Origin of the sequence: Halolamina sp. CBA1230 (genome assembly GCF_002025255.2) — an archaeon.
Lineage (GTDB): Archaea > Halobacteriota > Halobacteria > Halobacteriales > Haloferacaceae > Halolamina.
On sequence record NZ_CP054587.1, the window covers coordinates 1,534,074 to 1,556,362 of the forward strand.

The window sequence follows — 22,289 nt, forward strand, 5'->3', positions numbered from 1 at the left end:
CACGGTAACACGTAACGTTAAATGGTTACTCCAGGAGGCCAACGCTTTTGACACATCCCTCGTTATGTCGTGTACGATGCAACGACGAAAGTTCCTACAGGGTGTCGGTCTTGCCGCGATCGCGAGCACGGCCGGCTGTACACAGCTCACTGGGTCGGACGAAGAGGGCGGCGCCGGCGTCAGCGGCGAGACGCTGACGCTGACCACGACGACGAGCACGTACGACACGGGGCTGCTCGACGAGATCCACCCCGGGTTCGAGGAGATGTACGGCGTCACCGTCGACGCCGTCGCCCAGGGGACCGGCGCGGCGCTCGAGACCGCACGCAACGGCGACTCGGACATCGTGATGGTCCACGCGCGCGGGCTCGAGGACGAGTTCATGCGCAACGGGTACGGGATCAACCGCCGGGACCTGATGTTCAACGACTTCGTGATCGTCGGGCCCGAGAGCGACCCCGCCGGGATCGAGGGGATGGACTCCGCGGCGGAGGCGTTCGCCACCATCGCGGAGGAGCAGGCGGCGTTCGTCTCCCGGGGGGACAACTCCGGCACGCACACGAAGGAGCTCAACATCTGGGAGGAAGCGGGCGTCGAGCCCGGCGGCGACTGGTACCAGGAGATCGGTGCCGGGATGGGCGAGGCGCTCAACAACGCGAACCAGCAGGGCGCCTACACGCTGTCGGACCGCGGCACGTTCATCTCCCAGCGCTCGGAGATCGACCTCACGATCCTCGTCCAGGGGCCGATCGAGGGCGGGCCGGAGCTGCTCGAGAACCCGTACGGGATCCTGGCGGTCAACCCCGCCGTCCACGAGAACGCCAACTACGACCTCGCGATGGCGTACATCGGCTGGATCACCAGCCCGAGCGCGCAGGACGCCATCTCGAACTACACGATGAACGGGGAGCAGCTGTTCTTCCCGCGGGCGCTCTCGGAGGACCCCGACTTCCAGCAGTACGTGCCGGAAGGCTGGAGTAGCAACTCCTCGAGCCAGTAAGCGTGCCGCTCGATCCGGTCGCACTGCTTCCGCTGTTTATCGAGACCCCCTTCCAGGAGGGGTACGTCCGGAGCATCATCTTCGTCTCGCTGTACGTGAGCTGTACCGCGGTGGTGCTGAGTACGCTGGTCAGCATCCCCGTCGCGCTCGTGATGGGGTTCACCGAGTTCCCGGGCCAGCAGTTCGTGAAGTCGGTGATCAACACCGGGATGGGCTTTCCCAGCGTCGTCGTGGGGTTGGTGGTGCTGTTCATGGTCTCCAACCAAGGGCCGCTGGGCGCCGCAGACCTCATCTTCACGAAGGAGGCGATGATCATGTCCCAGTTCGTGCTGGCGACGCCGCCGATCACCGCGATCAGCCTCGCGGCGCTGACCAGCGTCGACGAGAACGTCCGCGACGCCGCCCGCGCGCTCGGCGGGACGCGGCTCGACGTGGCGCTCGTGGTGATCAAGGAGGCTCGCTACGGCATCGCGACCGCGGTGCTCGCGGGCTTCGGCCGCGCGATCAGCGAGGTCGGGTCGGTGCTCATCGTCGGCGGGAACATCACCAGCGCCGACGGCATCTCCCAGACGCGGACGCTGACGACCGCGATCCAGCTGGAGGCCCGGCAGGGCCAGTACGACACCGCGATGATCCTCGGGGCGGTGCTGGTGACGGTCGTACTGACGGTGAACGCGATCGTCGTCCGGCTCGGTGACGAGGGGGCGATGAACCGATGATCCGGCTCGACCGCGTCTCCCACAGCTACGGCGAGGAGCAGGTCGTCGACGACGTGTCGCTGTCGGTCGATCAGGGCGAGGTGGTCGGGATCATCGGCCCCTCCGGGGTCGGGAAGACCACGCTGCTGCGGATCCTCGCGCTGTTCCTCCAGCCGAACGAGCGCGACGCCGAGTCCGAGACCGACGAAGGGAGGGTCGAACTCGACGGCGATGCGGTGTGGGAGCTGAGCGAGGAGGCGCGGCTGGCTCGCCGGCGCCGGATCGGGATGGTGTTCCAGGAGGCCAGCCTGTTCGACGCCACCGTCGAGCGGAACGTCGAGTACGGCCTCCGGGTCCGGCAGGGCTGGAACGACCGACTACGGGACCAGCTCCGCGGGCTCGTCGGCTCGACCGAGACGCCCGAGGCCGTCGAGGACGCCCTCGACATCGTCGGCCTGAGCGAGAAGATCGGCCAGGAGGCGGACTCGCTCTCGGGCGGGGAGGCCCAGCGCGTCTCCTTCGCGCGGGCGCTCGCGTACGAGCCGGACTACCTCCTGCTCGACGAGCCGACCTCCGACCTCGACCCGCGGAACACGGGGCTGATCGAGGAGGCGGTCGCCGAGGCCCGCGACCGCGGTATCGGCGTCGTGGTCGCGACCCACGACATGCACCAGGCCGAGCGGGTCGCCGACCGCGTCGGCGTGCTGCTCGGCGACGGGTTCACCGAGATCGGGCCGACCGAGACGATCTTCGAGAACCCCAGCGACGAGCGGACCCGGAAGTTCATCTCCGGCGAACTGGTGTACTGAGCGCGGCGCGCGCTCAACACTCGTCGCCGGCGAACGCCATCCCCGAGTCCGTCGTCGCCTCGGGATCGCGGATCCGGAAGTAGAGCTCGTTGCCCGCGTTCTCGCTGCGGTTGCACGTCACCTCGTAGCTCGTCTCGAACAGCTCGCCGTCGACCGTGAGTTCCGCGTCGATCGTGTCGCCGTTGGTCACGCGATCGAGGTCGGCGAACCGCAGGACGGTGTACTCCTCGTCCGACGGACGGGCGGCCACGTCGACGGCGCCGTCGACGAGGACGTCGCCGTCGTGCCGGAGGGTGAACGCGACGTGGAACGACTGCTGGCGGAAATTCACGATGGCGAAGTCGAACGGGCCCGGCTCGGTTCCGGGAACCGCACAGCCGGCCGCGAGGAGGCTGCCACCGCTCGCGAGCGACGCGAGGACCTGGCGTCGGTGCATCGATCTCCGCTCGGACCGCGTTCCTCAAAGGAGCGACGGTACGTTCAGTACGTGACGACGTCGAGTCCGTCCACGTCCCGGAAGTCGGCGTCGTTCGAGACCACCGCCTCGTCGAGTAGCAGTCCGTGCGCGGCGACGACCGAGTCGGCGCCGTCGAGTTCGGCCAGCTCGTCGGAGCGCAGGTGTTCGCCGTTGAGTTCGCCGGCTCGACGGGCAACCTCGGGAGCGAGGTCGAGCGTCGAGCGACTCGCAAGCAGGCGTTCGTAGAGCGCACGGAGTTCGTCAGCCGCGTCGATGTCGGCGTTGCCGATCCCCGTGTACGCTTCCCAGACGACCGCTGTCGGGACACGGGTCGGCACCGGCTTCGCGTCGAGTTCGGTCGCTTTCTCCCGGGCCCCAGCGTCGCCGTCGACCAGCGCGCCGAGATACTGCGTATCCAGAATCATTCGTGGCCGGGCGGGGTCGCGCCGACCGCACCGTCAGTCGCCTCCTCGACGCTCTCGTCGAGATTCAGTTCGGCGGCGTCGTCGGCGAACTCCGTCAGCGAGTAGCCGCCGACGAGCCGATCGAGCGTCTCCGCGAGCGTCTCGTCGTCGCGGTTCTCGGACTGTACCCGGGCGTAGAGCTCCTCACTCACGCGCATCTGCTTCGTTCCCATACGTTCTCGTTTACGTCGTTGACGCAAAAGTGTGACGACGACGCATGTGACGGCACCTCGGGTGATCGGTCCCGCAGTGCCGTCCCGCCGCCGCGGGTGACCGGTCCCGCGGCGCCGTTCGTCTCCCGACACGCTTAACCACGAACCTGAAGAATTCTGCAGCAATGAGTCAGGCGCTCGCGGATCGGGAGCTCGCGGCCGTCATCGGGCTGGAGGTCCACGTCCAACTGGAGACCGACACGAAGATCTTCTGTAACTGCTCGACGACCGCTGCCGACGAGGAGGAGCCCAACAGCCGCACCTGCCCGGTCTGTCTCGGGCTGCCCGGCGCGCTGCCGGTGCTCAACGAGGCCGCCGTCGAGTCGGCGGTCAAGATCGGCAAGGCGCTCGACGCCGACATCCCCGAGGAGACGACGTTCCACCGGAAGAACTACTTCTACCCCGACCTCCCGAAGGGGTTCCAGCTCACCCAGTACGACGCGCCGATCTGTGCCGACGGCGAACTGGAGGTCAGCGTCGAGGGCGAACGCCGCGCGATCAGCGTCCGGCGCGCCCACCTGGAGGAGGACCCCGGCAGCATCCAGCACGAGGGCGGCAACATCGACACCGCCGACTACACGCTGGTCAACTACAACCGCGCGGGCACGCCGCTGATGGAGATCGTCACCCGGCCGGACTTCCGCTCGCCCGACGAGGCCCGAGCGTTCCTCGCGAAGCTGGAGGAGGTGCTGGAGTACCTCGGCGTGTTCGACGCCACCCGCGACGGCAGCCTGCGCGTCGACGCCAACATCTCGCTGGTGCCGGCCGACGCGATCGGCGAGGACGGCGAACTCGACGAGGACGCGCGGGACGACGCGAACCGCACCGAGGTCAAGAACATCTCCAGCCACAAGGGCGCCGAGCAGGCGCTCGCCTACGAGATCACCCGCCAGAAGAACGCCGTCAAGCGCGGCCGCGAGGTCGAACAGGAGACCCGCCACTGGGACGAGAGCCGCGGCGTCACCGTCTCGATGCGCTCGAAGGAGGCGGAGAAGGACTACCGCTACTTCCGCGAGGCCGACCTCCCCCCGCTCCAAGTCTCGGACTGGAAGGAGCGCATCCCGATCCCGGAGCTCCCGGACGACCGCCGCGAGCGCTTCCGCGAGGAGTACGGGCTCAGCGAGGAGGCCGCCTCGAAGCTCACCTCCCGGAAATCCGTCGCGGATCTGTACGAGCAGCTCGCGGAGGAGTTCGAACCCGACCTCGCGGCGACGTGGGTCGCGGACAACCTCCTCGGCGAACTCAACTACCGCGACATGGCCGTCGCCGACATCACGGGTCGCCTCGACGAGATCGAACACGTGATCCGCCTCGTGGCCGAGGACGAGCTCACCGCGAAGAACGCCGAGGAGGTCGTCCTCCGGCGGATGCTCGACGAGGGCGAGAGCCCCGAGGCGATCATCGAGGCGGAGGACCTCGGGAAAGCCAGCGGCGGGGAAGTCGAGCAGGCCGTCGAAGAGGCGATCGAGGAGAACCCCGGCGCCGTCGAGGATTACGAGTCCGGCGACGAGGGCGCGCTGAACTTCCTCGTCGGGCAGGTGATGGGGAAGACCGGCGGCTCCGCCGACCCGGGGCAGGTGAACGAACTGCTGCGGGAGCGACTGTCGTAGCTCAGTCTCGGAGCAGCAGCCACGCGCCCGCGCCGACAGCGATCGCTTCGAACAGGCGTTCCGTTCCGGGGTTCTCGGGGTACGATCGCTGGCGGGAGTCCTGGTAGACGACGTAGTACTCCCCGTCGACACGGAGTACCTCGTTCGCGTCCGCGATCGGCTCGTTCGTCGTGACCGATCCGTCCTCGATGGCCGTTCTGGCCGCGTCGGAGACCTCCTCGTGGGCCACGTCCTCCAGCGCCGTCCCCGGGTCGACGCGTTCGATGCCGAGTTCGACGGTCAGCCCGACCGAGGCGTTGGCGTCGACGAACGTCGTCGTCCGGCGGTAGATCACGTCGCCGAGCATCACGTACTCCTCGCCCGTGCGCCGGGTGAGTTCACCGGCGGCCGCCGGGCCGGAGACGCCGAGGATGTTTGGATTCACTCCCGTGACGTTGCCGTCGAGCGCGCCGCCGTCGTAGAGACACCGCCGCGGGAAGTCGAACGAGCGGTGGAAGCAGTCGATCCCCTCGGCGCCGTCGAGCGGGTCGCCGTCGGGCACGTCGACGGCCAGTTTCCCGTCCTGCGTCGAGAGCTCCGCGGCCTGATAGCGGTAGTCCGGTCCCGTCACGTCGAGTGGCGGCGTCCAGATCGGCACCGTGATCAGCAGGAGAGCGAGCAGCACCGTGAGTTCGCGTCGCGTTGGAGGGCGCATGCAGGGCGGATCGTGACGGGCAGCAGAAAAGTTTCCCGACGGGGACCGCGTGTCGCCACTCAGTCCTCGCCGGCTCCCTGTGCCGGCGAGCCGCTATCCTCGCCGGCGACGGCGTCACTCGGCTCGCTCACGTCCACGTCTGCCCCCGTGTCGACGACGCCCTCCTGCCAGTTCCCGCGATTGAACCACGCGGCGCCGATGGCGAACGTGATCACGCCGGAGAACGCCATCGCCCACCAGAGCCCGTCCTCCCCCCACGCCAGCCAGTACGCCAGCAGCGCCGCCACGGGCACGCGGAACAGCCAGCGCGAGGCCAGCGAGAGCGCCATCGCCTGGGTCGTCTGGCCCGCGCCGCGGAACGCGCCCTGGATCACCATCAGTCCGCCCATGAACGCCCAGAACGGCGCGAGGATGCGCAGGAGCACGACCCCGGCGTCGATCACGGCCTGCTCGTCGACGAACAGGTCGATCGCCGTCGCGGGGTAGACGTACACCAGCCCGCCGACGGCGAACAGGAACGCCATCGTCGCCGCCGTCGCCTTCCAGGCCACCTCCTCGGCGCGCTCGGGCGTGTCGGCGCCGAGGTTCTGCCCGACGCCCGTGGCGGTCGCCTGCCCGACAGCGCCCGAGACGGTCCAGGAGACCGACATCAGCCGGATCCCGATCCCGTAGGCCGCGGTCGCGACCGGGCCGAACCGCGCGACCAGCGCGGCGAAGAACACGGCCGCGAACGAGCGGGCGAGGCCGTCGCCGGTGCCGGGGACGCCGATGCGGACCAGATCCGTGAGCACCTCGGGGTCGGGCTTCAGGTCCGGAACCCGGAGCTTCACGCCCCACCCGCCGTGGAGCAGGAGCGCGAGCCCCACCACCGCGGCGAGGACGCGGGAGATCAGCGTCGCGATCCCCGCGCCGCGAACGCCCATCGCGGGGAAGGCGACGGTACCGACGATCGGGGCTCCCTCGACGAGCGTCCAGCCCAGGATCAGGAACGGGTCGAGGATCACGTTCACGCCCGCCGAGAGCACCACCAGCCACATCGCGGTCCGCACGTCCCCGGCCGCGCGCAGGACCGCGCGGAACGCGAAGAAGAGGAACGTGAACGGGATCGCCGCGAGGATCGGTTCGAGGTAGGCCATCGAGTAGTCGAACACCTGTCCCTGCGCGCCGATCAGCGAGACGAGGGGGTAGCGGATCGTGAAGCCGATCGCCGCCAGCGCGAGGCCGACGGCGACCGTCAGGAGGACGGTCTGTCCGACGGCGTGATCCGCCTTCCGCTGCTCGTCGGCGCCGACGTACTGCGACACCAGCGCGACCGCGGCGGCGGTGATCCCCATCGCGACCGAGACGAACATCCACGAGGTGGGGAACATCAGCGACACCGCCGCCACGGCCTCGGCGTTCACGCGCCCGACCCAGAACATGTCCGCGAGGTTGTACAGGGTTTGAACGAGGTTGCCCAGCACCAGCGGCCACGACAGCGCGAACAGTTTGGGCGTGATCGCGCCGGTCGTCATGTCGACGCGGGCGTCGTCGCTCACGGGGGGTCGGTGGTGTTGGGAGCCGATAAATCCCGCCGTTGCGGTCGAACTGGTGGGGTTCTCGACGACGACGGTTATCGATCGAACGAGCGATAGACGCCGCCGACCGCGACGAGGAAGACGACGACCGCAAGCGTCGTGAACGCGGGCATCGACAGGCCCCGGAGCAGGCGGAACCGTATGGCGAGCCAGACCGCGACGACGACGAGCGACGCGGTCAGCGTCGTCGCCCCGAGTCGGACGCGGCCGGACGAGAGCGTCACGTAGCCGACCGCGGCAAGGAGCAGCCCACCGCCGCCACGGAGCAGGATCACGCCGTAGAGCCACACGATCGCTGGTCCGCCCGCCTCGGCGCTCGGAACGGTGTAGACGAGCGAGGTGGCTAGCGCCGCACCCGCGGCGACAAGCACCGTTCCGAGAAGTTCGGCCGTCTTCACCGACTTATCCCCCACTCTCCAGCATCGACGCGCCCGATTTCGGCTCGACGACGCGTCGAACCACGGCGACGGCGACGACGAGGACGATCAGCCAGAGTCCGACGTACGGCCACGGTCGTTCGGGACCGATCTGGCGCATCCGGGCCAAATAGGCCAGCACGACGACAGCGTACGCCGTCAGCGTCGTCGCGGCGAGTCGTGTTCGGCCGTCAAGAAAGGCGATACAGCCCACGGCGACGGCGAGGAGGCCGCCACCGCCGCGCAGTACGATGTCGATCCAAGCCCCGATGACTGCGGGACCGCCCGCCTCGGCAGTCGGCGGTTCCAGCGCGACGGGGACGGCGAGGGCGACGCCGACGAGCACGAGGACCACGCCCAGTGGGCGGTTCCAGTCCATGGTTCCGGTGTCGGTCGTGAGACAATTAATCGTGGCGGCGTCTTTCGGGGCTGGTCGTCTCCGGCTGTGAAGCAGATGCGGCTGTGCGGTGGCGCGAAGCGTTCGCGTCGACGGACGCGAACCGAGCGCGAGGGACGAACGAGGCCGGAGGCCGAGTGAGTCGGCTGGGGAGGCGTGTGGGCTGTGCTGTCGGGTGGGACTGAAAGGGGCTGTCGGCTCGACGAACCCGGACGACACAAGCACCGCAGCGAAGCGAGGAGCGCAGCGAGTCCCGGGAGTCGAGCCGACAGGGGCTTTCACGGTGTTGCTGACCCGGAACAGACAATAACCAAATCAGACACGAGCAGACGAAGATGACCGCCCGACAGGACCCCAAACGCCGACACAGAATCCCGGCACACACAGCCCCCGCCCGAACCCCTTTCCCCCAACCCCCACCACACACCCGCATGACCTACGACATCGCCCGCTACCTCGGCATCGACAGCACCGACACGCCCACCTTCACCGTCAACGACACACTCGCCTACCTCGCGGACACCACCGGCACCCCGCAGGTCTACCGCCTCGACGAACCCGCTACCTACCCCGAGCGACTGACCGCCCACGACGAGCGCGTCTCGTTCGTCGACGCCTCCCCGACCCGCGACGAACTCGTCTTCGGCATGGACGAGGGGAGCAACGAGCGCGACCAGCTCTACCGCTACGACCTCGAAACGGGCGAGGAAACCCAACTCACGAACGACCCCGAGGCGAAACACCTCTGGGGTGGCTGGGGGCCCGAGGGCGACCGCTTCGCGTTCGCCGCGAACCGCCGGCAGGGCGACACCTTCGACGTGTACATCCAGCACCGCGATACAGAATCCGCCGACCTCGTCTGGAAGGGCACGGGCGGGTTCGTCGGCGTCGCCGCGTGGCACCCCGCTGGCGACGCGCTGATCCTCCAAGAATCCAACTCCAGCGCGGACCAGGTGCTCTACTGGCTGGACATCGAGAGCGGCGACGCCGAGCGCCTGACCGACGCCGACGAGGAAGCGCGCTACCACCACGTCGCGTTCGGCCCCGACGGCGATCTGTACGCGATCACCGACTACGGCGCCGAGACCGCCTACGTCGGCCGACTGGAACTGTCCGACTCCGGCGGCGTCGAGACCGTCGAACGGGGCCACGACGAGTGGAACGTCGATACGCTCCAGATCGACAGCGACAGCGGCCGCGTGGCGTACACCCTCAACGTCGACGGTTACTCGGAAACGTACCTCGGCGCGCTCTCGTCGGACGGGAGCGAGATCGTCGACACCGCCGAACCGGACCTCCCGGAGGGTGTCGTCGCCGGCGTGGAACTCGCTCCCGACGGCGAGCGTGCGGCGATCGAGTTCAGTGCCGACGACCACCCGTACTCCGTCTACGCTGCCGATACCGAATCCGCCGACACCGAGCGCTGGACCACCCCCGGAACGCTCGGGATTCCGGAGGAGCAGTTCCTGCGTTCCGAGACCGTCCGCTACGAGACGTTCGACGGGCGGGAGATTCCCGCCTACTGGACGCTCCCCGAGAGCGTCGACGAAGACGGCGACGAGCAGGCCCCCGTCATCGTCGACATCCACGGCGGCCCGGAGCACCAGCGCCGGCCGTGGTTCTACCCGACGAAGCAGTACTTCCTGAACCGGGGGTACGCCGTGCTCGAACCGAACGTCCGCGGCTCCTCGGGCTACGGGAAGACGTACACCCACCTCGACGACCAGGAGAAGCGCCTCGACTCGGTAAAAGATGTCCGGTACGCGGTGAACTGGCTCGAACGCCAGCCCGCGGCGGACACCGACCGCCTGATCGCCTACGGGCGCTCCTACGGCGGGTTCATGGTGCTCGCCGCGATCACGCAGTACCCCGATCTCTGGGCCGCGGCGGTGGATTTCGTCGGCATCGCGGACTTCCAGACGTTCCTCGAAAATACGGGCGAGTGGCGCCGCGAGCACCGCGCCGCGGAGTACGGCAGCCTCGACGACCCCGAACTGCTCGAACGGATCTCGCCGATCCACGACGTGGACGAGATCCAGTGCCCGCTGTTCATCCAGCACGGCGCGAACGACCCGCGCGTTCCCGTGAGCGAGGCCGAGCAGATCGCCGAGGCCGTCGAGGAGCGCGGGATTCCCGTCGAGACCTGCATCTTCGAGGACGAGGGCCACCACACCACCGACCGCGAGAACCTGATCGAGGAGTTCGAGCGGATCGCGGCGTTCCTCGAGCACGTCTGAGACGGGGCGATCGGCCCGCCAGCCTCGCGTCTCAGCCGCTGGGCGTCTCGGTCGGCGTCGCAGTCCCGCCCGAGCGGATCGGGCTGCCGTCGGGGCCGAGCACCCACCAGACGTCGTTGGCGCCCTGTCCGTTCGCGTCGCCCGGCTCCTCGTCGGTCGCGAAGGTGTAGAGCGGCCAGCCGTTCGCGGCCACCTGCGTCTCGCCGTCCTCGCGCTCGAACGTCGAGAGTTCGGCCGTCACGTCGTCGCTCGCTTCGGGGTCGCCGTCGACCGTGAGCGGCGGCCAGTTCCCCGCACAGCCGCCGGTGCAGCTACTCTCCCCGGCTCCCTGGGCGTCCTGATCGAACATGTAGAGGGTCATCCCCTCGGAGTCGACCAGCAGTTCACCGAGGTCCGGGTGGGTGCTGACCTGCACCGTCGCGCCCGTCGTCCCATCGGTCGTCGTCTCCGTGTCCGTCCCGTCGGTCTCCGTTTCCGTCCCGTCGGTCTGCGTCCCCGTTTCTGTCTCTGTCGCCGTCCCCTCGGGCGTGTCGGTCCCGCCCATATCCGGGGTGTCCGTGCCATCTCCCGGCTCCGTCTCGGTCGTCCCGTCGCCGCCACAGCCGGCGGTCAGTACGGTTCCTGCAACGGCCGTCTTGATCAGTGTCCGTCTGGATACGTTCATGAGCATCCGTACTGTCGCACGGGACGAATATGGTGATTTCCCGAACTTATCGGCGTGCTGGTTCATAGATCACTGTCGAACGCCGATCAGATCGCCGCCGAGTACGGACACGATAGCGTCGACGGGAGGAGCGCCCCGACTGGGTAGAACGACGTCACGGCTGGAACGTCGCGGCGTCGCGCTACCGCTCAGTAGCGCCCCTCGGTTTCGGTCCCCGTCCCGTCGCCGGACGAGCGAACCACCGAACCGTCTGGTCGGAGCACCCACCAGACGTCGTTGACGCCCTGGCCGGCCGCGTCGCCCGGCTCCTCGTCGGGCGTGAAGTAGTAGAGCGGCCAGCCGTCCGCGGCCACCTGTGTCGAGCCGTCCTCGCGCTCGAACGTCGATAGCTCGGCCGAGACGCCGCTGCCGGCCGAAGCCTCGCCGTCGACCGTGAGCGGCGGCCAGTTGTCGACACAGCTCCCGGAGCAGCTGCTCGCGCCCTCGCCCTGGGTGTCCTGGTCGAACATGTAGAGGGTCATCCCCTCCGAGTCGACCAGCACGTCACCGAGGTCGGGGTGGCTGCGGACCTGTACCGTGGCCGTCGACCCCCCTCCGGTCGGCGTGTCGGTCGAACCGTCTGTCGGACTGTCGGTCGGCGTCTCCGTCGCCATTCGTTCCCCGTCGTTCGGGGAGTCACCAGTACAGCCGGCAACGAACGCGGTGCCGGCGACTGCGGTTCCGAGGAACCTCCGTCTGGATAGGTCCATGTTACACGATAGCACTGGGGAGCGTATGGCCGTTTTCCGAACTGACTCCAAAATTCGTCCGAAAACGGGGGAGTCGACCGGGGCTCCGGATCAGGTCCAGGTGAGTCGCGCGAGCACCACTAGCGCGACCAGTTCCAGCCCGCAGAGCAGCGTCATCCCGATCTGGACGTCCGTGGTGGTGGCGAGGAACCAGCCGACGAAGCCGTCGTGGAACACGTAGAGCCCGACCCAGAGGGCGTTCTCGAGCAGGAGGAAGCCAGCGAAGACAAGCAGGCCGAGCGTGTGGCTGGCGCCGTGGCTGCGGTAGTTCCGGAGCCAGACGCTCCCCAGCCCCAGCAGGAGGACGATGTTCACGCCCGCGAGGATGCGGGCGACGTCGAGCCATCGGCTCATGCGTGCCTCCATGGGCGTTCCACCGACATACGTGTGTTCCAAAGTTCGTCCATAATCAAGGCTCCTCCGTGCCCGCGTCGTCGGTCTCAGCGCCCGACTCATCGTCTTCGGTCCCCGTATCGGCGTTCTCCGCCCCCAACTCCGGGCCGTCCGGGTCGACCGTGTCGAGGATCTCCTCGACGGTGTGCCAGTTCGACCTGACCTGTTCGGTGAACAGGTAGACGGCGGCGTACTCGTCGCCGCTCTTGCGCACCACGTTGTTCTCTAACAGCACGTCGAGATGGTGGCGAACGGTCGTGTAGTCGAGATCGAGCGTCTCCGCGAGCTGATTGGCGTTCCGCGGCCGCTCGTCGATAGCCCGCAGGATGCGGACCCGCGTCGGGCCGCCCCGGGAGCTCGCGAGCACGTACCACAGGACGCCCTCCATCGCTCAGGGGTTTCCCGCGTTGGCTTGTAAACACACCGCAGAGGTCAGCTACCAGCCGGCGTCGATGTCGTCCTGCAGCGCCTCGAGGATGTCGTCGGTCGCCTCGTCGACTATCTCGGCGACTGCCTCGGGGTCGGCGTTCGTCGGATCGCCCAGGCCGCCGAGTTCGGTCACGCGGTCGAAGTAGCCGTACGTGGCGGTCTCGGGCATCGCCTTGGCGTTCTGAGGCTGTTTCTTCTCGTTCTTCACCAGATCCGGGCGGTAGTGTTCGATCACGCTTGTCTCGTGGTCGCCGGCGTGGCCCCAGCCCTCGCCGAAAGCCTCCTGCAGGCGCTCGCGGGCGAAATCCGTCCAGTGGACGAAGTGGGTCGCGAGGTCGTACTCCCGGACCAGCCGGTCGGCCGCGTTCGAGAGCGGTTCGCGGTTGCCGCCGTGGCAGTTCACGATCACGAACCGCTCGACGCCGTGGCGGGCGAGGCTCTCGCCGATGCTCACGATGGCGTCCTCGTACGTCAGCGGGTCGAGCGTGATCGTCCCGGGGAAGTTCGTGTGGTGCTCGCTCATCCCGTACGGCAGCGTGGGCAGGCGGACGAACCGCAGGTCGTGCTCGTCGGCAGCGTTCACGAGTTCCTCCGTCAGATGCTCCGCGCGGAGCGTGTCCACCGAGACGGGCAGGTGGACCGAGTGCTGTTCGACGCTGCCCGTCCCCAGCAGCGCGGCGTCGGCGTTCTCGAAGGCTTCTCCGGCGTCCTCCCACGTCATCGTCGCCAGGTCGTCGTCGGTCTCGGGCATGGGCAGCCCTGGGGCACGACGGGGCAAAGAGCTACGGGAAGGCGATCCTCCCCGCACCTTCTTCGGGGCGGGGCTCCGAGCGGCGGTATGTCCATCGACGCCGACGCCGAACGCGAGATCGCCCGGCTCTGTCGCCGGATCGTCCGCGACGAGAACCTCCCCGGACTCAGCGTCGCCGTCACCGACGCCGACGACACCCTGTTCGCCGAGGGGTTCGGCTCCCGGGATCTCGCGGGGAACCGCCCCGCCACCCCGGAGACGCTGTACGGGATCGCCTCCTGCACGAAATCGTTCGCCGGCGTCGCGCTGCTCCAGCTGGCCGAGAGCGGGATCTGCGACCTCGACGACCGCGTCTCGGCGTACACCGACGTCTCGTTCGACGAGCCCGAACCCACGCTGCACCACCTGCTGACCCACTCCTCGGGGCTCCCCTCGCTGGGGGTGAGCGAGACGCTGCTCGCGCGCCGACTGCGCCTTCCCGCGCCGAACGTGGCGCTGGGCGACGAGGAAGATTTCCACGCCCACGTGAACGCCGCCGAGGCCGAGCGAACGGATCCGCCGGGCGAGCGCTTCGCCTACTGCAACACGGGCTATGCGCTGCTGGGCGAGACCGTCGAGTCGCTGACCGGCAAACCGTTCGACGAGTACGTTAGCGAGCACGTGTTCGAGCCGCTGGGGATGGCGCGCTCGACGTTCGACGACCACGAGTTCTCGATGGCCGACGACCACATGACTCAGTACCGCCAGACCGACGACGGGCTGATGGCCTCCTCGCTCCCGACCCGCGAGATCGGGCAGGCGGCCGGCGGCATCCTCTCCTCGGTGTCGGAGATGGCGAAGTACCTCCGGCTCCAACTGAACGACGGGGAGGCCGAGGGCGCGGAACTGCTCGACGCGAACACGCTCGCGCGGGCACACGAGGGGTACGTCGACGTGCCGGGCCGCTCCACGGGCCGCGAAGGGCCGGACCGCACCTACGGCTACGGCTGGTTCCGGGACGAGGAGTTCCTCGGCGACCGGACCCTCCTCGGCCACTCGGGGTCGATCACCGTCTCCTCGGCGTACCAGGGGTTCCTCCCGGACGAACAGCTGGGCGTCGCGCTGGCCGCGAACACCTCGCCGGCGTTCCCGCTGGGCGTCGTCGGCGAGGGCGTGCTCGCGGCGGCGCTGGGCGAGGACCCCGCAGAGTCGGTGCCGTTCTTCCGCCTGCGCCGGCGTCACAGTCGACTCGCGGGCGAGTACACGGCGTACGAGGGCGTGATGAGCGCGACCGTCGAGCGCGACGGGGCCTCGCTTCGGGTCGATTTCGACCACCCGCTGAAGGACGGGGAGGCGGTGCTGTTCCCGGCGGAGCCCGACGAAACGGGGAGTCAGCGCGCCGATACGGTGTACCAGTACGAGACGGTCGACTCGGCGGGGCGACGTGAGCCAGCCGAGTTTCGGGTGGAGGACGGAGAGGTGTCGCTGCTGATCGATCGCTGGCGGCTGCGGGAAGCGCGCTGATCCACGACGTACCGAAGTTCTGTATCGCTGTATCCAGTTTACTCTCAGTCCCGGACGTCTAAGTACCTGCCAGCCCAGACGCACAACGATGGCCCAGCGATCCCTCGCTCTCCCCGGAAACGACGGTCTCCGGACCCTCCTCGTCTCGGCTGTCGGGTTCGCGGTGCTGGCCTGGCTGACGGAGTTCTCACTGGACGCGATGGTCCCCCTCGCGGTGCTGTTCGGGACGGTCGGCCTCCACAACTACCTCGACGATCGGTACGATCTGCCCGAGGGAACGGAGTGGATCGCCTACGGCGGCAGCGTCGTCGTCCTCGGGAGCTACTTCGCCGTCCGCAGTGCGGTCGCCCCGGGCGCTGCCTTCGCGGTCGTCGGTGGGTGGTTCGTGCTCGACGGTGCGGCGACGGTGCGCGCGGGGGCCGGCCGTGAGCCACACGAGTACGCCGCCGACCTCGACGGGGCGAGCAACAGCGAAGCAATGCTCCGGATACAGGTGCTCGGGTCGGTCCACGAAGAACTGCGGGAACGCGGCGAGCCAGGAACAGCGAGTGAGGTCGCCGACGCGCTCGGTCTCGCCGAGGGACGGGCGGCGTCGGCGCTCGACTACCTCGAAACGCGGGGGCAGGTCGAGCGTGTCGACGGCGGCGGCTACCGGGCGGTCGAGCCGCGCTGGGGGAAGGTCCAGCCGGCCGCGTCGTTCCTGCGGTGGCTGCCGCGACGGCTCTCCCGCCCGTTCCGGCTACTCCTCGGCTGACTCCACCACTACGTCCCCGACCATCCCCATGCCCTCGTGGGGTTCACAGACGTAGTGGTACTCGCCGGGCACCTCGAACGTGAACTCGTAGGTGTGGCCGGAGTGGTGGATCTCGGGTTCCCCCTCCCAGTTCGCGTCCGCCGGCTGATCCCGGACGGCGACGTTGTGGTTGGCCGAGCGCCAGGCCCAGCGGACGCGGGTCCCGACCTCGACGCGGAGCGGTTCGTTCGTCCCCGGCGAGAAGACGTTCCGGCCGTCCGGGCCGACCTCGACGACCGGTCCGTCGAAGCTCTCCGTCTCGGTCGTCGCGTCGCCACCCGAACAGCCCGCGAGGAGGGTCGCCGACGCGATCGCTGCGGTGCCGCGGCGGAGGAACGCACGGCGGGAGTTGCGCATACGCGAGCGTGGGCAGGCGCGAAGGAACTGCCTTCCGATCCCGGAGCGCGAAACGTTTAGGCCGGGGAGCAGTCTACTGACGGGTAGCGAATGGAACTCATCGTCACCGAGAAGGACAACGCGGCCCGTCGCATCGCGGAGATCCTCAGCGACGGCACCGCCGACGCCGAGCGGGTCAACGGCGTCAACGTCTACGGCTGGGGGGGCAAACGGGTGATCGGCCTCTCGGGCCACGTCGTCGGCGTCGACTTCCCGCCGGAGTACGACGACTGGCGGGACGTCGAACCCCACGAACTCATCGAGGCGCCGATCGAGACCGAGCCCACCCAGGAGGCCATCGTCGCCGCCCTCCGCCGGCTCTCCCGTGACGCCGACCGCGTGATCATCGCGACCGACTACGACCGCGAGGGCGAACTCATCGGGAAGGAGGCGTTCGACATCGTGCGCGGCGTCGACGAGTCGGTCCCCATCGAGCGCGCCCGCTTCTCCTCCATCACCGAGAACGAGGTGCAGGAGGCGTTCGCGAACCCGGGCGACCTCGACTTCGATCTCGCGGCGGCGGGGGAAGCCCGCCAGACTGTGGATCTGGTGTGGGGCGCCGCACTCACGCGGTTCCTCTCGCTCTCCGCAGGTCAGCTCGGCGAGGACTTCATCTCCGTCGGTCGCGTCCAGGGGCCGACGCTGAAGCTGCTGGTCGACCGCGAACGCGAGATCCAGGCGTTCGACCCCGACGACTACTGGGAGCTGTTCGCCGACCTCACCAAGGACGGCGGCTCGGGGTTCGAGGCGCAGTACTTCTACCTCGACGACGACGGCAACGAAGCCCGGCGCATCTGGGACGAGTCCGCCGCCGAGAACGCCCACGAGGCGCTTTCCGCCGCGTCGGCGGCCGCCGTCGAGGAGGTGAACCGCCGGACGCGAACCGACGAGCCGCCGGCGCCGTTCAACACCACGCAGTTCATCCGCGCCGCGAGTTCGCTCGGCTACTCCGCCCAACGTGCGATGAGCATCGCCGAGGACCTCTACACCGCCGGCTACATCACCTACCCGCGGACCGACAACACGGTCTACCCGGACGATCTCGACCCCGAGGAGCTGCTCGAAGCGTTCTCGGAGACGTTCTTCGGCGACAGCGTCGAGGAGCTGTTGGAGCAAGAGGCGATCGAGCCCACCGAGGGCGACGAGGAGACGACCGACCACCCGCCGATCCACCCGACCGGCGAGATGCCGACCGATCTCGACGACGACGAGTGGGAAGTGTACGAACTGGTCGTGCGGCGCTTCTTCGCGACCTGTGCGCCGTCGGCGACATGGGAGCACCTGCGCGTCGTCGCCGGTGTGGAGAGCGAGGTGAGCCTTCCGTCGGGCGGCGAGCGCGGCCTCTCGCTGAAGGCCAACGGGAAGCGCCTGCTCGAGGAGGGGTACCACTCGGTCTACCCCTACTCCTCGGCCGACGAGACGGTCGTGCCGGACGTCGAGCGCGACGAAGAGCTGGCGGTCAGCGACGTCCACCTCGACGCCAAGGAAACCCAACCGCCGCGGCGCTACGGCCAGTCGCGGCTGATCGAGACGATGGAGGAGATGGGGGTTGGGACGAAATGTCTGACTGAGGATACAGAGGTGCTCGTTCGGAGCGGAAACGACATCAAGCGCCGGAAGATCAGTGCGGTTTTCGAGGACGAACAGGTCGTCCTCGCCGACGGTGATACGGAAATCGCAACGACCAGTGGTGCACCGAAAACCATCTCTGTCGAGGAGGCGACAGACCGAGCCATCGAAGCCGAGGGAACGCTTGTCAGCAAGCGTGAACTCGGTCCGGACGAAGAGGTGGTACGCCTCCGTACGGCGAACAGTTCGTTCTCGGTCACGTCGGACCACCCGCTGTACGTACGGAACGAAGGGACACAGATCGTTCAAGCTGGGGAGGTAGAACCCGGTGACAAACTACTGAGCATCCGTCCCACGACCGACCAGACCGAATCAGACAGCCTCGATCCGGTACTGACGTGGGAAACGTTCGCGGCGGAGTCCGACCGATGGACGAAGCTCTACGGGACCGACTCCAACGACGCTCTCGCGGAAACGCGAGCGAAAACCGGGCAAACCCAGCGAGAACTTGCGGACCAACTCGACATCGACAGGGCGGAGATCAGTGCATGGGAGAACAGCTACCGGGACGTTCCAGTGTGGGTTCTGGGCCGAACCGGGATTCGTCCCGACGAACTACACGGACTAAATGAGGGAGTGACCTTCGAGAATCCCTTCCCTATTCGCTGGTCCCCCAACCTCGCTCGGGTGCTCGCAAATCTCTTCGGAGACGGTTCGGTCCACGTCGACGAATCCGAAAATGTCGTCGACGTGAGATACCACAACACCGATAAGCAACTCATCGAGCGGTTCGCTTCGGACATCGAGGCGATATTCGGTGTACGTCCGTCAGTGAGCGATCGACCGGGGCGTGAGTCTCATCACCAGATGAAGTATCAAGCGAACGTTCCCTCCAGTGTCAGCCGGATTCTTCATCACCTGCTCGAAACCGTCGAAGACTCTGGTTGTCCCGCCGTGCCTGACGAGTACGTCCCATCGTTCGTTGGTGCACTGATGGACGACGAGGGTCACGTTTCTCGGGAACGAAAGGCGTTCATCTCGAACACGAACCATGAACTGCTCGCCGGAGTCGGAGAAATGCTCGAGGACCGGGGTATCGAGACGAAACTTGCGGAATCCCAGCACAAGCTCCACATCCGAGGTCGAGAGAACTTAGAGCGCTTCTTCGACCAGATGCCGGTGGCTATCGACGAAAAGTACCATAGAGCGCTCGATGCACTCCGGAGTTATGACGTAACGCGGCACAAAGCACGAATACTCGAACTGACCGTTGAGCAGCCGAGGTCGACCAGCGAACTGGCTGCCGAACTCGGTCTTTCCGAAGGTCGGGTCGGGAGTATTGTCAGCGCACTTCGCAGAGAGAACTACCTCGAGAAACAAATCAGTGGAAGCAACCGGAGCCACGACGGAAACAGAACGATTCGGTATGTTGCGAGCGCGTTCGAGGGGTCGATATACGGTGCGGTTCTCGGAAAAACGAGCGGGCAGACCGTTCTAGAGGTGACGGAACGGGAGTACGACGGCCCTGTTTACGACCTCACAGTCGACGACGACGCCCCGAATTTCGCCGTTGGGGGTGGAGTAGTCGTCCACAACTCCACCCGCCACAACACCATCGAGAAGCTGTACGACCGCAACTATGTCGAGGGCGACCCGCCCCGACCCACACAGCTCGCTCACGCGGTCGTCGAGGCCGCCGAGGAGTTCGCCGACCACATCGTCAGCGAGGAGATGACCGCACAGCTGGAGGCGGACATGCGCGCCATCGCGGCCGGCGAGAAAGGGTTCGACGAAGTGACCGAGGAGTCCCGCGAGATGCTGGACACCGTGTTCGACGAACTGCAGGAGTCCCGCGAGGAGGTCGGCGACCACCTGCGGAAGTCGATGAAGGCCGACAAAATCCTGGGGCCGTGTCCGGAGTGTGGCGAGGACCTGCTCGTCCGGAAATCCCGCTACGGCAGCTACTTCGTCGGTTGTGACGGCTACCCCGACTGCGAGTACACGCTGCCGCTCCCCTCCACGGGCAAGCCGCTGATCCTCGACGAGGAGTGTGAGAAACACGGGCTCAGCCGCGTGAAGATGCTCGCCGGGCGGAAGACGTTCGTCCACGGCTGTCCGCTCTGCAAGGCCGAGGAGGCCGACGCCGAGGCGGACCGGATCATCGGCGCCTGTCCCGAATGTGGAGAGGATGAGGGGGGAGAGCTGGCGATCAAGCAGCTCCGTTCAGGCTCCCGACTGGTCGGCTGTACGCGCTACCCGGACTGTGACTACTCGCTGCCGCTGCCCCGCCGCGGCGAGATCGAGGTGACGGAGGACACCTGCGAGGAGCACCACCTCCCCCATCTGGAGGTCCACGGCGACGACGACGAGCCGTGGGAGCTGGGCTGCCCGATCTGTAACTACCGGGAGTTCCAGGCCCGCGAGGCGAACTCGGAGCTGGAGACCGTCGAGGGGATCGGCGAGAAGACCGCCGAGAAGCTGGCGGAAGCGGGCGTCGAGGACGTCGAGGGGCTGAAGGAAGCGGACCCGGACGACCTGGCCGAGAGCGTCGAGGGCGTGAGTGCGGGGTCGGTGCGTGACTGGCAAGCGAAAGCCGACTGAGCGTCAGATCGCACCGATGTAGTCGGCCGCGGCGGTCGCGATCTCGTCCGTCGTTTCCTCGTCGAGCAGGCCCTCCCGTTCTTCGAGATCCGCGTGTCGGATCGAGACGACCGTCCACGGGTTCCCGTAGCTCTCCCGCGGGAGTCCACCGGCGACGAACGCCTCGTCGGGGAGTTGGATCGCGTCCGGTCGTTCAGTCGTCGTGACCGCGGCGTAGAGCGCTTCCTCGTCGCCGAACGGATGGCTGTCGTCACTGAGCCGGACGTACGGTCGGTAGTTGTGGTCCGCGAACAGGTCGGGCCTCCTTGACGACCGCGCCTCGTTCCGGCGTCACTCGTTGCCGTAGTAGTCGTCTGTCGTCGACGCCGAACTCGCCCCAGCCTGCGCTGCGAAGGAGGCGAGTCGGTCGTCCTCGGCGATCGCCCAGTAGCGCCCGCGGTGGCGGACCAGCCCACGATCCTCCAGCCGCGAGAGCACGGCACCCACGCTGCCGCGCTTGATGTCGGTGGCCTCGTGGATCTCGGTCTGGGTGAACGCCTGGTCGTCGTTCCGCGCGAGGAACTGGAGGACGCGGTAGGGTTGGGTCCCCTCCTGCAGGTCGAGGACGTCGTCGGGTTCGTCGTCGAAGCGGTCGATGCTGATGGGCATGTGCAATAGTTCGTAATAAGTCGTAATAAGCGTGTGGGCGGTCGCGAGTGGGAGGGGTGTTGATTTCGCTGGAGTGGTAGTTCAGGCGTACACTATCTCGCCAGAGAGGTCGCGGTCCGCGTTCCGCTCTAACGCTGCGTGGATACGGCGAACGAGTTCACCGACATCGCGACGGTGCTGGGAGATGAACACGATCCCCGAGTGGTCGATATCGAACTCGCCACCCTCGGCAAGTCGGAGGAAGTCGTCGTCGAGCGTCAGTAGCGTCCAGTCACGTTCAGTAGCGTAGCGGAGGTGCTCGCGGTCGGTCCAGCCGAGCGTCCCCTCTGCAGTCGCAGTAGTCACCTCCCACCCACGACGATCGAGACCGTCCACGACGGGCTGCCAGACGTTCTCGTCGGCGTAGATCACGCCGGCGCCTCGTCGTCGCTTCGTGCCTCCGGCGTCGAGTCGAACTCCTCGGGATGTCCGTAGAAGTACGCGAGCGCAGCGTGCACGTCCTGCAACGTCAGCACCGGGTAGAGGTCCACGATCTCGTCAGGGGAGTAGCCACTGTACTCGTAGGCGTCGGCAACGTTCTCGACGCGGATCCCGGTGCCGCCGATGGTCGGCGCCCCGTCGCTGTGGTCGTCGTCGTGGACGATCTCGGTCATACTGGCAGATTGGGCGCTTTCGGACTTAAGCTTCCGGCCCCACCTTTTACTCGTCGGGTGCGCCTGCGGCGCACCGCTCCTCGCAAAAGCTGGAGCAAAAGTGCGCTCACTCGCTTCGCTCGTTCGCGAGCAGCATCGGTGTCCACGGCTCACTAGTGGCTCGACCGCACCACGACGCTACGCCACGTTCTCCTCCACGATCTCGATTTCCTCCTCGGTCAGCCCGTACAGCTCGTACACGATTTCGTCGATCAGGTCGTCGGTGCGCTTGATCTTCTCGTCCAGTTCGTCGGCGCGCTCCTTCGTCTCGCGGTACTGCGACAGCCCGTCGGCCTCGTCGACGACGACGGGGACAAACGCCGCAATCAGGTCAGCCTCGGTTTCGGTGAGGTCGATGATCCGCAGCGCCGGCAGGAGGTCGGTCTCGGTGGTCGAGAAGTAAGCCCGAACCACGGTCCGCGCCTCTTCCCGCGGCCCAAACCACGGTCCGCGCCTCTTCCCGCGGCCCAAACTACGGTCCGCGCCTCTTC

At 67.6% G+C, this 22,289-nt stretch carries 22 protein-coding genes and 5 pseudogenes; 10 read left to right on the plus strand and 17 right to left on the minus strand.

The genetic code is table 11. From position 1 onward, the window contains the following. The first annotated feature begins 76 nt into the window (after positions 1-76). The 3 genes from B4589_RS07980 to B4589_RS07990 are packed head-to-tail and all read left to right on the plus strand — an operon-like array spanning position 77 to position 2,507. Positions 77-1,000 (plus strand): substrate-binding domain-containing protein, encoded by a 924-nt coding sequence (locus B4589_RS07980; protein ID WP_255246055.1) that lies wholly within the window; start codon positions 77-79, stop codon positions 998-1,000. A 2-nt stretch (positions 1,001-1,002) separates the two neighbouring features. Further along, a complete protein-coding gene (locus B4589_RS07985) occupies positions 1,003-1,719 on the plus strand; it encodes an ABC transporter permease (protein ID WP_079233772.1) in 717 nt (238 codons plus the stop codon). Beyond that, positions 1,716-2,507, plus strand: coding sequence for an amino acid ABC transporter ATP-binding protein (locus B4589_RS07990; protein ID WP_079233773.1), 792 nt, complete (start codon positions 1,716-1,718; stop codon positions 2,505-2,507). Before B4589_RS07985 ends, B4589_RS07990 begins: the two co-directional genes overlap by 4 nt. 13 nt (positions 2,508-2,520) lie before the next feature. Here B4589_RS07990 and B4589_RS07995 read toward each other — a convergent pair whose 3' ends face one another. From B4589_RS07995 to B4589_RS08005, 3 genes are read right to left on the minus strand one after another with little or no spacing between them, the layout of a single operon-like run. Next, positions 2,521-2,943, minus strand: a complete 423-nt coding sequence (locus tag B4589_RS07995; RefSeq protein WP_079233774.1) for a hypothetical protein — start codon at positions 2,941-2,943, stop codon at positions 2,521-2,523. A gap of 44 nt (positions 2,944-2,987) precedes the next feature. Next, a complete protein-coding gene (locus tag B4589_RS08000) occupies positions 2,988-3,389 on the minus strand; it encodes a PIN domain-containing protein (RefSeq protein WP_079233775.1) in 402 nt (133 codons plus the stop codon). Beyond that, positions 3,386-3,601, minus strand: coding sequence for a hypothetical protein (locus B4589_RS08005; RefSeq protein WP_079233776.1), 216 nt, complete (start codon positions 3,599-3,601; stop codon positions 3,386-3,388). The genes B4589_RS08000 and B4589_RS08005 overlap by 4 nt, the downstream gene beginning before the upstream one ends. A gap of 164 nt (positions 3,602-3,765) precedes the next feature. On the opposite strand from B4589_RS08005, the gene gatB reads away from it, so the two are divergent. After that, the gene (gene gatB / locus B4589_RS08010; RefSeq protein ID WP_079233777.1) at positions 3,766-5,250 is read left to right on the plus strand and encodes an Asp-tRNA(Asn)/Glu-tRNA(Gln) amidotransferase subunit GatB; all 1,485 of its coding nucleotides are present in this window, start codon (positions 3,766-3,768) and stop codon (positions 5,248-5,250) included. Between the two features lies 1 nt (position 5,251). Here the strand turns inward: gatB and B4589_RS08015 are convergent, their stop codons facing one another. The 4 genes from B4589_RS08015 to B4589_RS08030 form a co-directional block, all read right to left on the minus strand. Next, positions 5,252-5,944, minus strand: coding sequence for a hypothetical protein (locus tag B4589_RS08015; protein ID WP_079233778.1), 693 nt, complete (start codon positions 5,942-5,944; stop codon positions 5,252-5,254). A gap of 59 nt (positions 5,945-6,003) precedes the next feature. Then, positions 6,004-7,482, minus strand: a complete 1,479-nt coding sequence (locus B4589_RS08020) for an MATE family efflux transporter (protein ID WP_255246056.1) — start codon at positions 7,480-7,482, stop codon at positions 6,004-6,006. Between the two features lie 74 nt (positions 7,483-7,556). Continuing rightward, positions 7,557-7,919 (minus strand): hypothetical protein, encoded by a 363-nt coding sequence (locus tag B4589_RS08025; RefSeq protein WP_079233779.1) that lies wholly within the window; start codon positions 7,917-7,919, stop codon positions 7,557-7,559. 4 nt (positions 7,920-7,923) lie between these two features. After that, entirely contained in the window at positions 7,924-8,316 is a 393-nt protein-coding gene (locus tag B4589_RS08030; RefSeq protein ID WP_079233780.1) for a hypothetical protein, read from the minus strand. Positions 8,317-8,765: 449 nt separating this feature from the next. Between B4589_RS08030 and B4589_RS08035 the strand changes: the two genes are divergently transcribed. Then, positions 8,766-10,571: a S9 family peptidase gene (locus B4589_RS08035; protein ID WP_079233781.1), complete on the plus strand. Its 1,806-nt coding sequence runs from the start codon at positions 8,766-8,768 to the stop codon at positions 10,569-10,571. Positions 10,572-10,602: 31 nt separating this feature from the next. Here the strand turns inward: B4589_RS08035 and B4589_RS08040 are convergent, their stop codons facing one another. The 5 genes and pseudogenes from B4589_RS08040 to B4589_RS08060 all read right to left on the minus strand — a co-directional run bounded on the left by B4589_RS08040 (position 10,603) and on the right by B4589_RS08060 (position 13,596). Beyond that, positions 10,603-11,235: a hypothetical protein gene (locus tag B4589_RS08040; protein WP_217920455.1), complete on the minus strand. Its 633-nt coding sequence runs from the start codon at positions 11,233-11,235 to the stop codon at positions 10,603-10,605. Positions 11,236-11,423: 188 nt separating this feature from the next. Beyond that, entirely contained in the window at positions 11,424-11,984 is a 561-nt protein-coding gene (locus B4589_RS08045) for a hypothetical protein (RefSeq protein WP_079233783.1), read from the minus strand. 90 nt (positions 11,985-12,074) lie between these two features. Continuing rightward, the gene (locus tag B4589_RS08050; RefSeq protein ID WP_079233784.1) at positions 12,075-12,377 is read right to left on the minus strand and encodes a hypothetical protein; all 303 of its coding nucleotides are present in this window, start codon (positions 12,375-12,377) and stop codon (positions 12,075-12,077) included. A 154-nt stretch (positions 12,378-12,531) separates the two neighbouring features. After that, positions 12,532-12,804, minus strand: a pseudogene (locus tag B4589_RS08055) (winged helix-turn-helix domain-containing protein); the annotation flags it as partial. A gap of 48 nt (positions 12,805-12,852) precedes the next feature. Further along, a complete protein-coding gene (locus tag B4589_RS08060) occupies positions 12,853-13,596 on the minus strand; it encodes a creatininase family protein (protein ID WP_079233786.1) in 744 nt (247 codons plus the stop codon). An 87-nt stretch (positions 13,597-13,683) separates the two neighbouring features. On the opposite strand from B4589_RS08060, the gene B4589_RS08065 reads away from it, so the two are divergent. Continuing rightward, positions 13,684-15,099 (plus strand): serine hydrolase, encoded by a 1,416-nt coding sequence (locus B4589_RS08065; RefSeq protein ID WP_079233787.1) that lies wholly within the window; start codon positions 13,684-13,686, stop codon positions 15,097-15,099. 88 nt (positions 15,100-15,187) lie between these two features. Continuing rightward, on the plus strand, positions 15,188-15,853 hold the full coding sequence (locus B4589_RS08070) for a hypothetical protein (RefSeq protein WP_079233788.1): 666 nt from the start codon (positions 15,188-15,190) through the stop codon (positions 15,851-15,853). Here B4589_RS08070 and B4589_RS08075 read toward each other — a convergent pair. Further along, positions 15,839-16,249 carry a plastocyanin/azurin family copper-binding protein gene (locus tag B4589_RS08075; protein ID WP_079233789.1) on the minus strand — a complete coding sequence of 137 codons (411 nt, stop codon included), beginning with the start codon at positions 16,247-16,249 and terminating at the stop codon, positions 15,839-15,841. The genes B4589_RS08070 and B4589_RS08075 overlap by 15 nt on opposite strands. A 90-nt stretch (positions 16,250-16,339) precedes the next feature. Between B4589_RS08075 and B4589_RS18490 the strand changes: the two are divergent. The 3 pseudogenes from B4589_RS18490 to B4589_RS18500 form a co-directional block, all read left to right on the plus strand. Beyond that, a pseudogene (locus B4589_RS18490) lies at positions 16,340-18,124 on the plus strand (DNA topoisomerase I); the annotation flags it as partial. Positions 18,125-18,850: 726 nt separating this feature from the next. Beyond that, positions 18,851-19,423, plus strand: a pseudogene (locus B4589_RS18495) (LAGLIDADG family homing endonuclease); the annotation flags it as partial. A 30-nt stretch (positions 19,424-19,453) separates the two neighbouring features. After that, positions 19,454-20,458: pseudogene (locus B4589_RS18500) on the plus strand (topoisomerase DNA-binding C4 zinc finger domain-containing protein); the annotation flags it as partial. 330 nt (positions 20,459-20,788) lie between these two features. Here B4589_RS18500 and B4589_RS08085 read toward each other — a convergent pair. From B4589_RS08085 to B4589_RS08100, 4 genes and pseudogenes are all read right to left on the minus strand, one after another. Further along, positions 20,789-21,106 (minus strand): helix-turn-helix domain-containing protein, encoded by a 318-nt coding sequence (locus B4589_RS08085; protein WP_079233791.1) that lies wholly within the window; start codon positions 21,104-21,106, stop codon positions 20,789-20,791. Between the two features lie 81 nt (positions 21,107-21,187). Next, entirely contained in the window at positions 21,188-21,517 is a 330-nt protein-coding gene (locus B4589_RS08090; RefSeq protein ID WP_079233792.1) for a DUF5615 family PIN-like protein, read from the minus strand. Further along, positions 21,514-21,759, minus strand: a complete 246-nt coding sequence (locus B4589_RS08095) for a DUF433 domain-containing protein (protein ID WP_079233793.1) — start codon at positions 21,757-21,759, stop codon at positions 21,514-21,516. The genes B4589_RS08090 and B4589_RS08095 overlap by 4 nt, the downstream gene beginning before the upstream one ends. A gap of 177 nt (positions 21,760-21,936) precedes the next feature. Beyond that, positions 21,937-22,188: pseudogene (locus B4589_RS08100) on the minus strand (restriction endonuclease); the annotation flags it as partial. Positions 22,189-22,289 lie beyond the last annotated feature (101 nt).

Excerpts from the sequence above, each read along its gene's own strand:
- B4589_RS07980 (WP_255246055.1), top strand. The coding sequence starts at position 77 with ATGCAACGACGAAAGTTCCTACAGGGTGTCGGTCTTGCCGCGATCGCG.
- B4589_RS07990 (WP_079233773.1), top strand. The coding sequence starts at position 1,716 with ATGATCCGGCTCGACCGCGTCTCCCACAGCTACGGCGAGGAGCAGGTC.
- B4589_RS07995 (WP_079233774.1), bottom strand. The coding sequence starts at position 2,943 with ATGCACCGACGCCAGGTCCTCGCGTCGCTCGCGAGCGGTGGCAGCCTC.
- B4589_RS08000 (WP_079233775.1), bottom strand. The coding sequence starts at position 3,389 with ATGATTCTGGATACGCAGTATCTCGGCGCGCTGGTCGACGGCGACGCT.
- B4589_RS08005 (WP_079233776.1), bottom strand. The coding sequence starts at position 3,601 with ATGGGAACGAAGCAGATGCGCGTGAGTGAGGAGCTCTACGCCCGGGTA.
- gatB (WP_079233777.1), top strand. The coding sequence starts at position 3,766 with ATGAGTCAGGCGCTCGCGGATCGGGAGCTCGCGGCCGTCATCGGGCTG.
- B4589_RS08015 (WP_079233778.1), bottom strand. The coding sequence starts at position 5,944 with ATGCGCCCTCCAACGCGACGCGAACTCACGGTGCTGCTCGCTCTCCTG.
- B4589_RS08030 (WP_079233780.1), bottom strand. The coding sequence starts at position 8,316 with ATGGACTGGAACCGCCCACTGGGCGTGGTCCTCGTGCTCGTCGGCGTC.
- B4589_RS08035 (WP_079233781.1), top strand. The coding sequence starts at position 8,766 with ATGACCTACGACATCGCCCGCTACCTCGGCATCGACAGCACCGACACG.
- B4589_RS08040 (WP_217920455.1), bottom strand. The coding sequence starts at position 11,235 with ATGAACGTATCCAGACGGACACTGATCAAGACGGCCGTTGCAGGAACC.
- B4589_RS08045 (WP_079233783.1), bottom strand. The coding sequence starts at position 11,984 with ATGGACCTATCCAGACGGAGGTTCCTCGGAACCGCAGTCGCCGGCACC.
- B4589_RS08050 (WP_079233784.1), bottom strand. The coding sequence starts at position 12,377 with ATGAGCCGATGGCTCGACGTCGCCCGCATCCTCGCGGGCGTGAACATC.
- B4589_RS08060 (WP_079233786.1), bottom strand. The coding sequence starts at position 13,596 with ATGCCCGAGACCGACGACGACCTGGCGACGATGACGTGGGAGGACGCC.
- B4589_RS08065 (WP_079233787.1), top strand. The coding sequence starts at position 13,684 with ATGTCCATCGACGCCGACGCCGAACGCGAGATCGCCCGGCTCTGTCGC.
- B4589_RS08070 (WP_079233788.1), top strand. The coding sequence starts at position 15,188 with ATGGCCCAGCGATCCCTCGCTCTCCCCGGAAACGACGGTCTCCGGACC.
- B4589_RS08075 (WP_079233789.1), bottom strand. The coding sequence starts at position 16,249 with ATGCGCAACTCCCGCCGTGCGTTCCTCCGCCGCGGCACCGCAGCGATC.
- B4589_RS08085 (WP_079233791.1), bottom strand. The coding sequence starts at position 21,106 with ATGCCCATCAGCATCGACCGCTTCGACGACGAACCCGACGACGTCCTC.
- B4589_RS08095 (WP_079233793.1), bottom strand. The coding sequence starts at position 21,759 with ATGACCGAGATCGTCCACGACGACGACCACAGCGACGGGGCGCCGACC.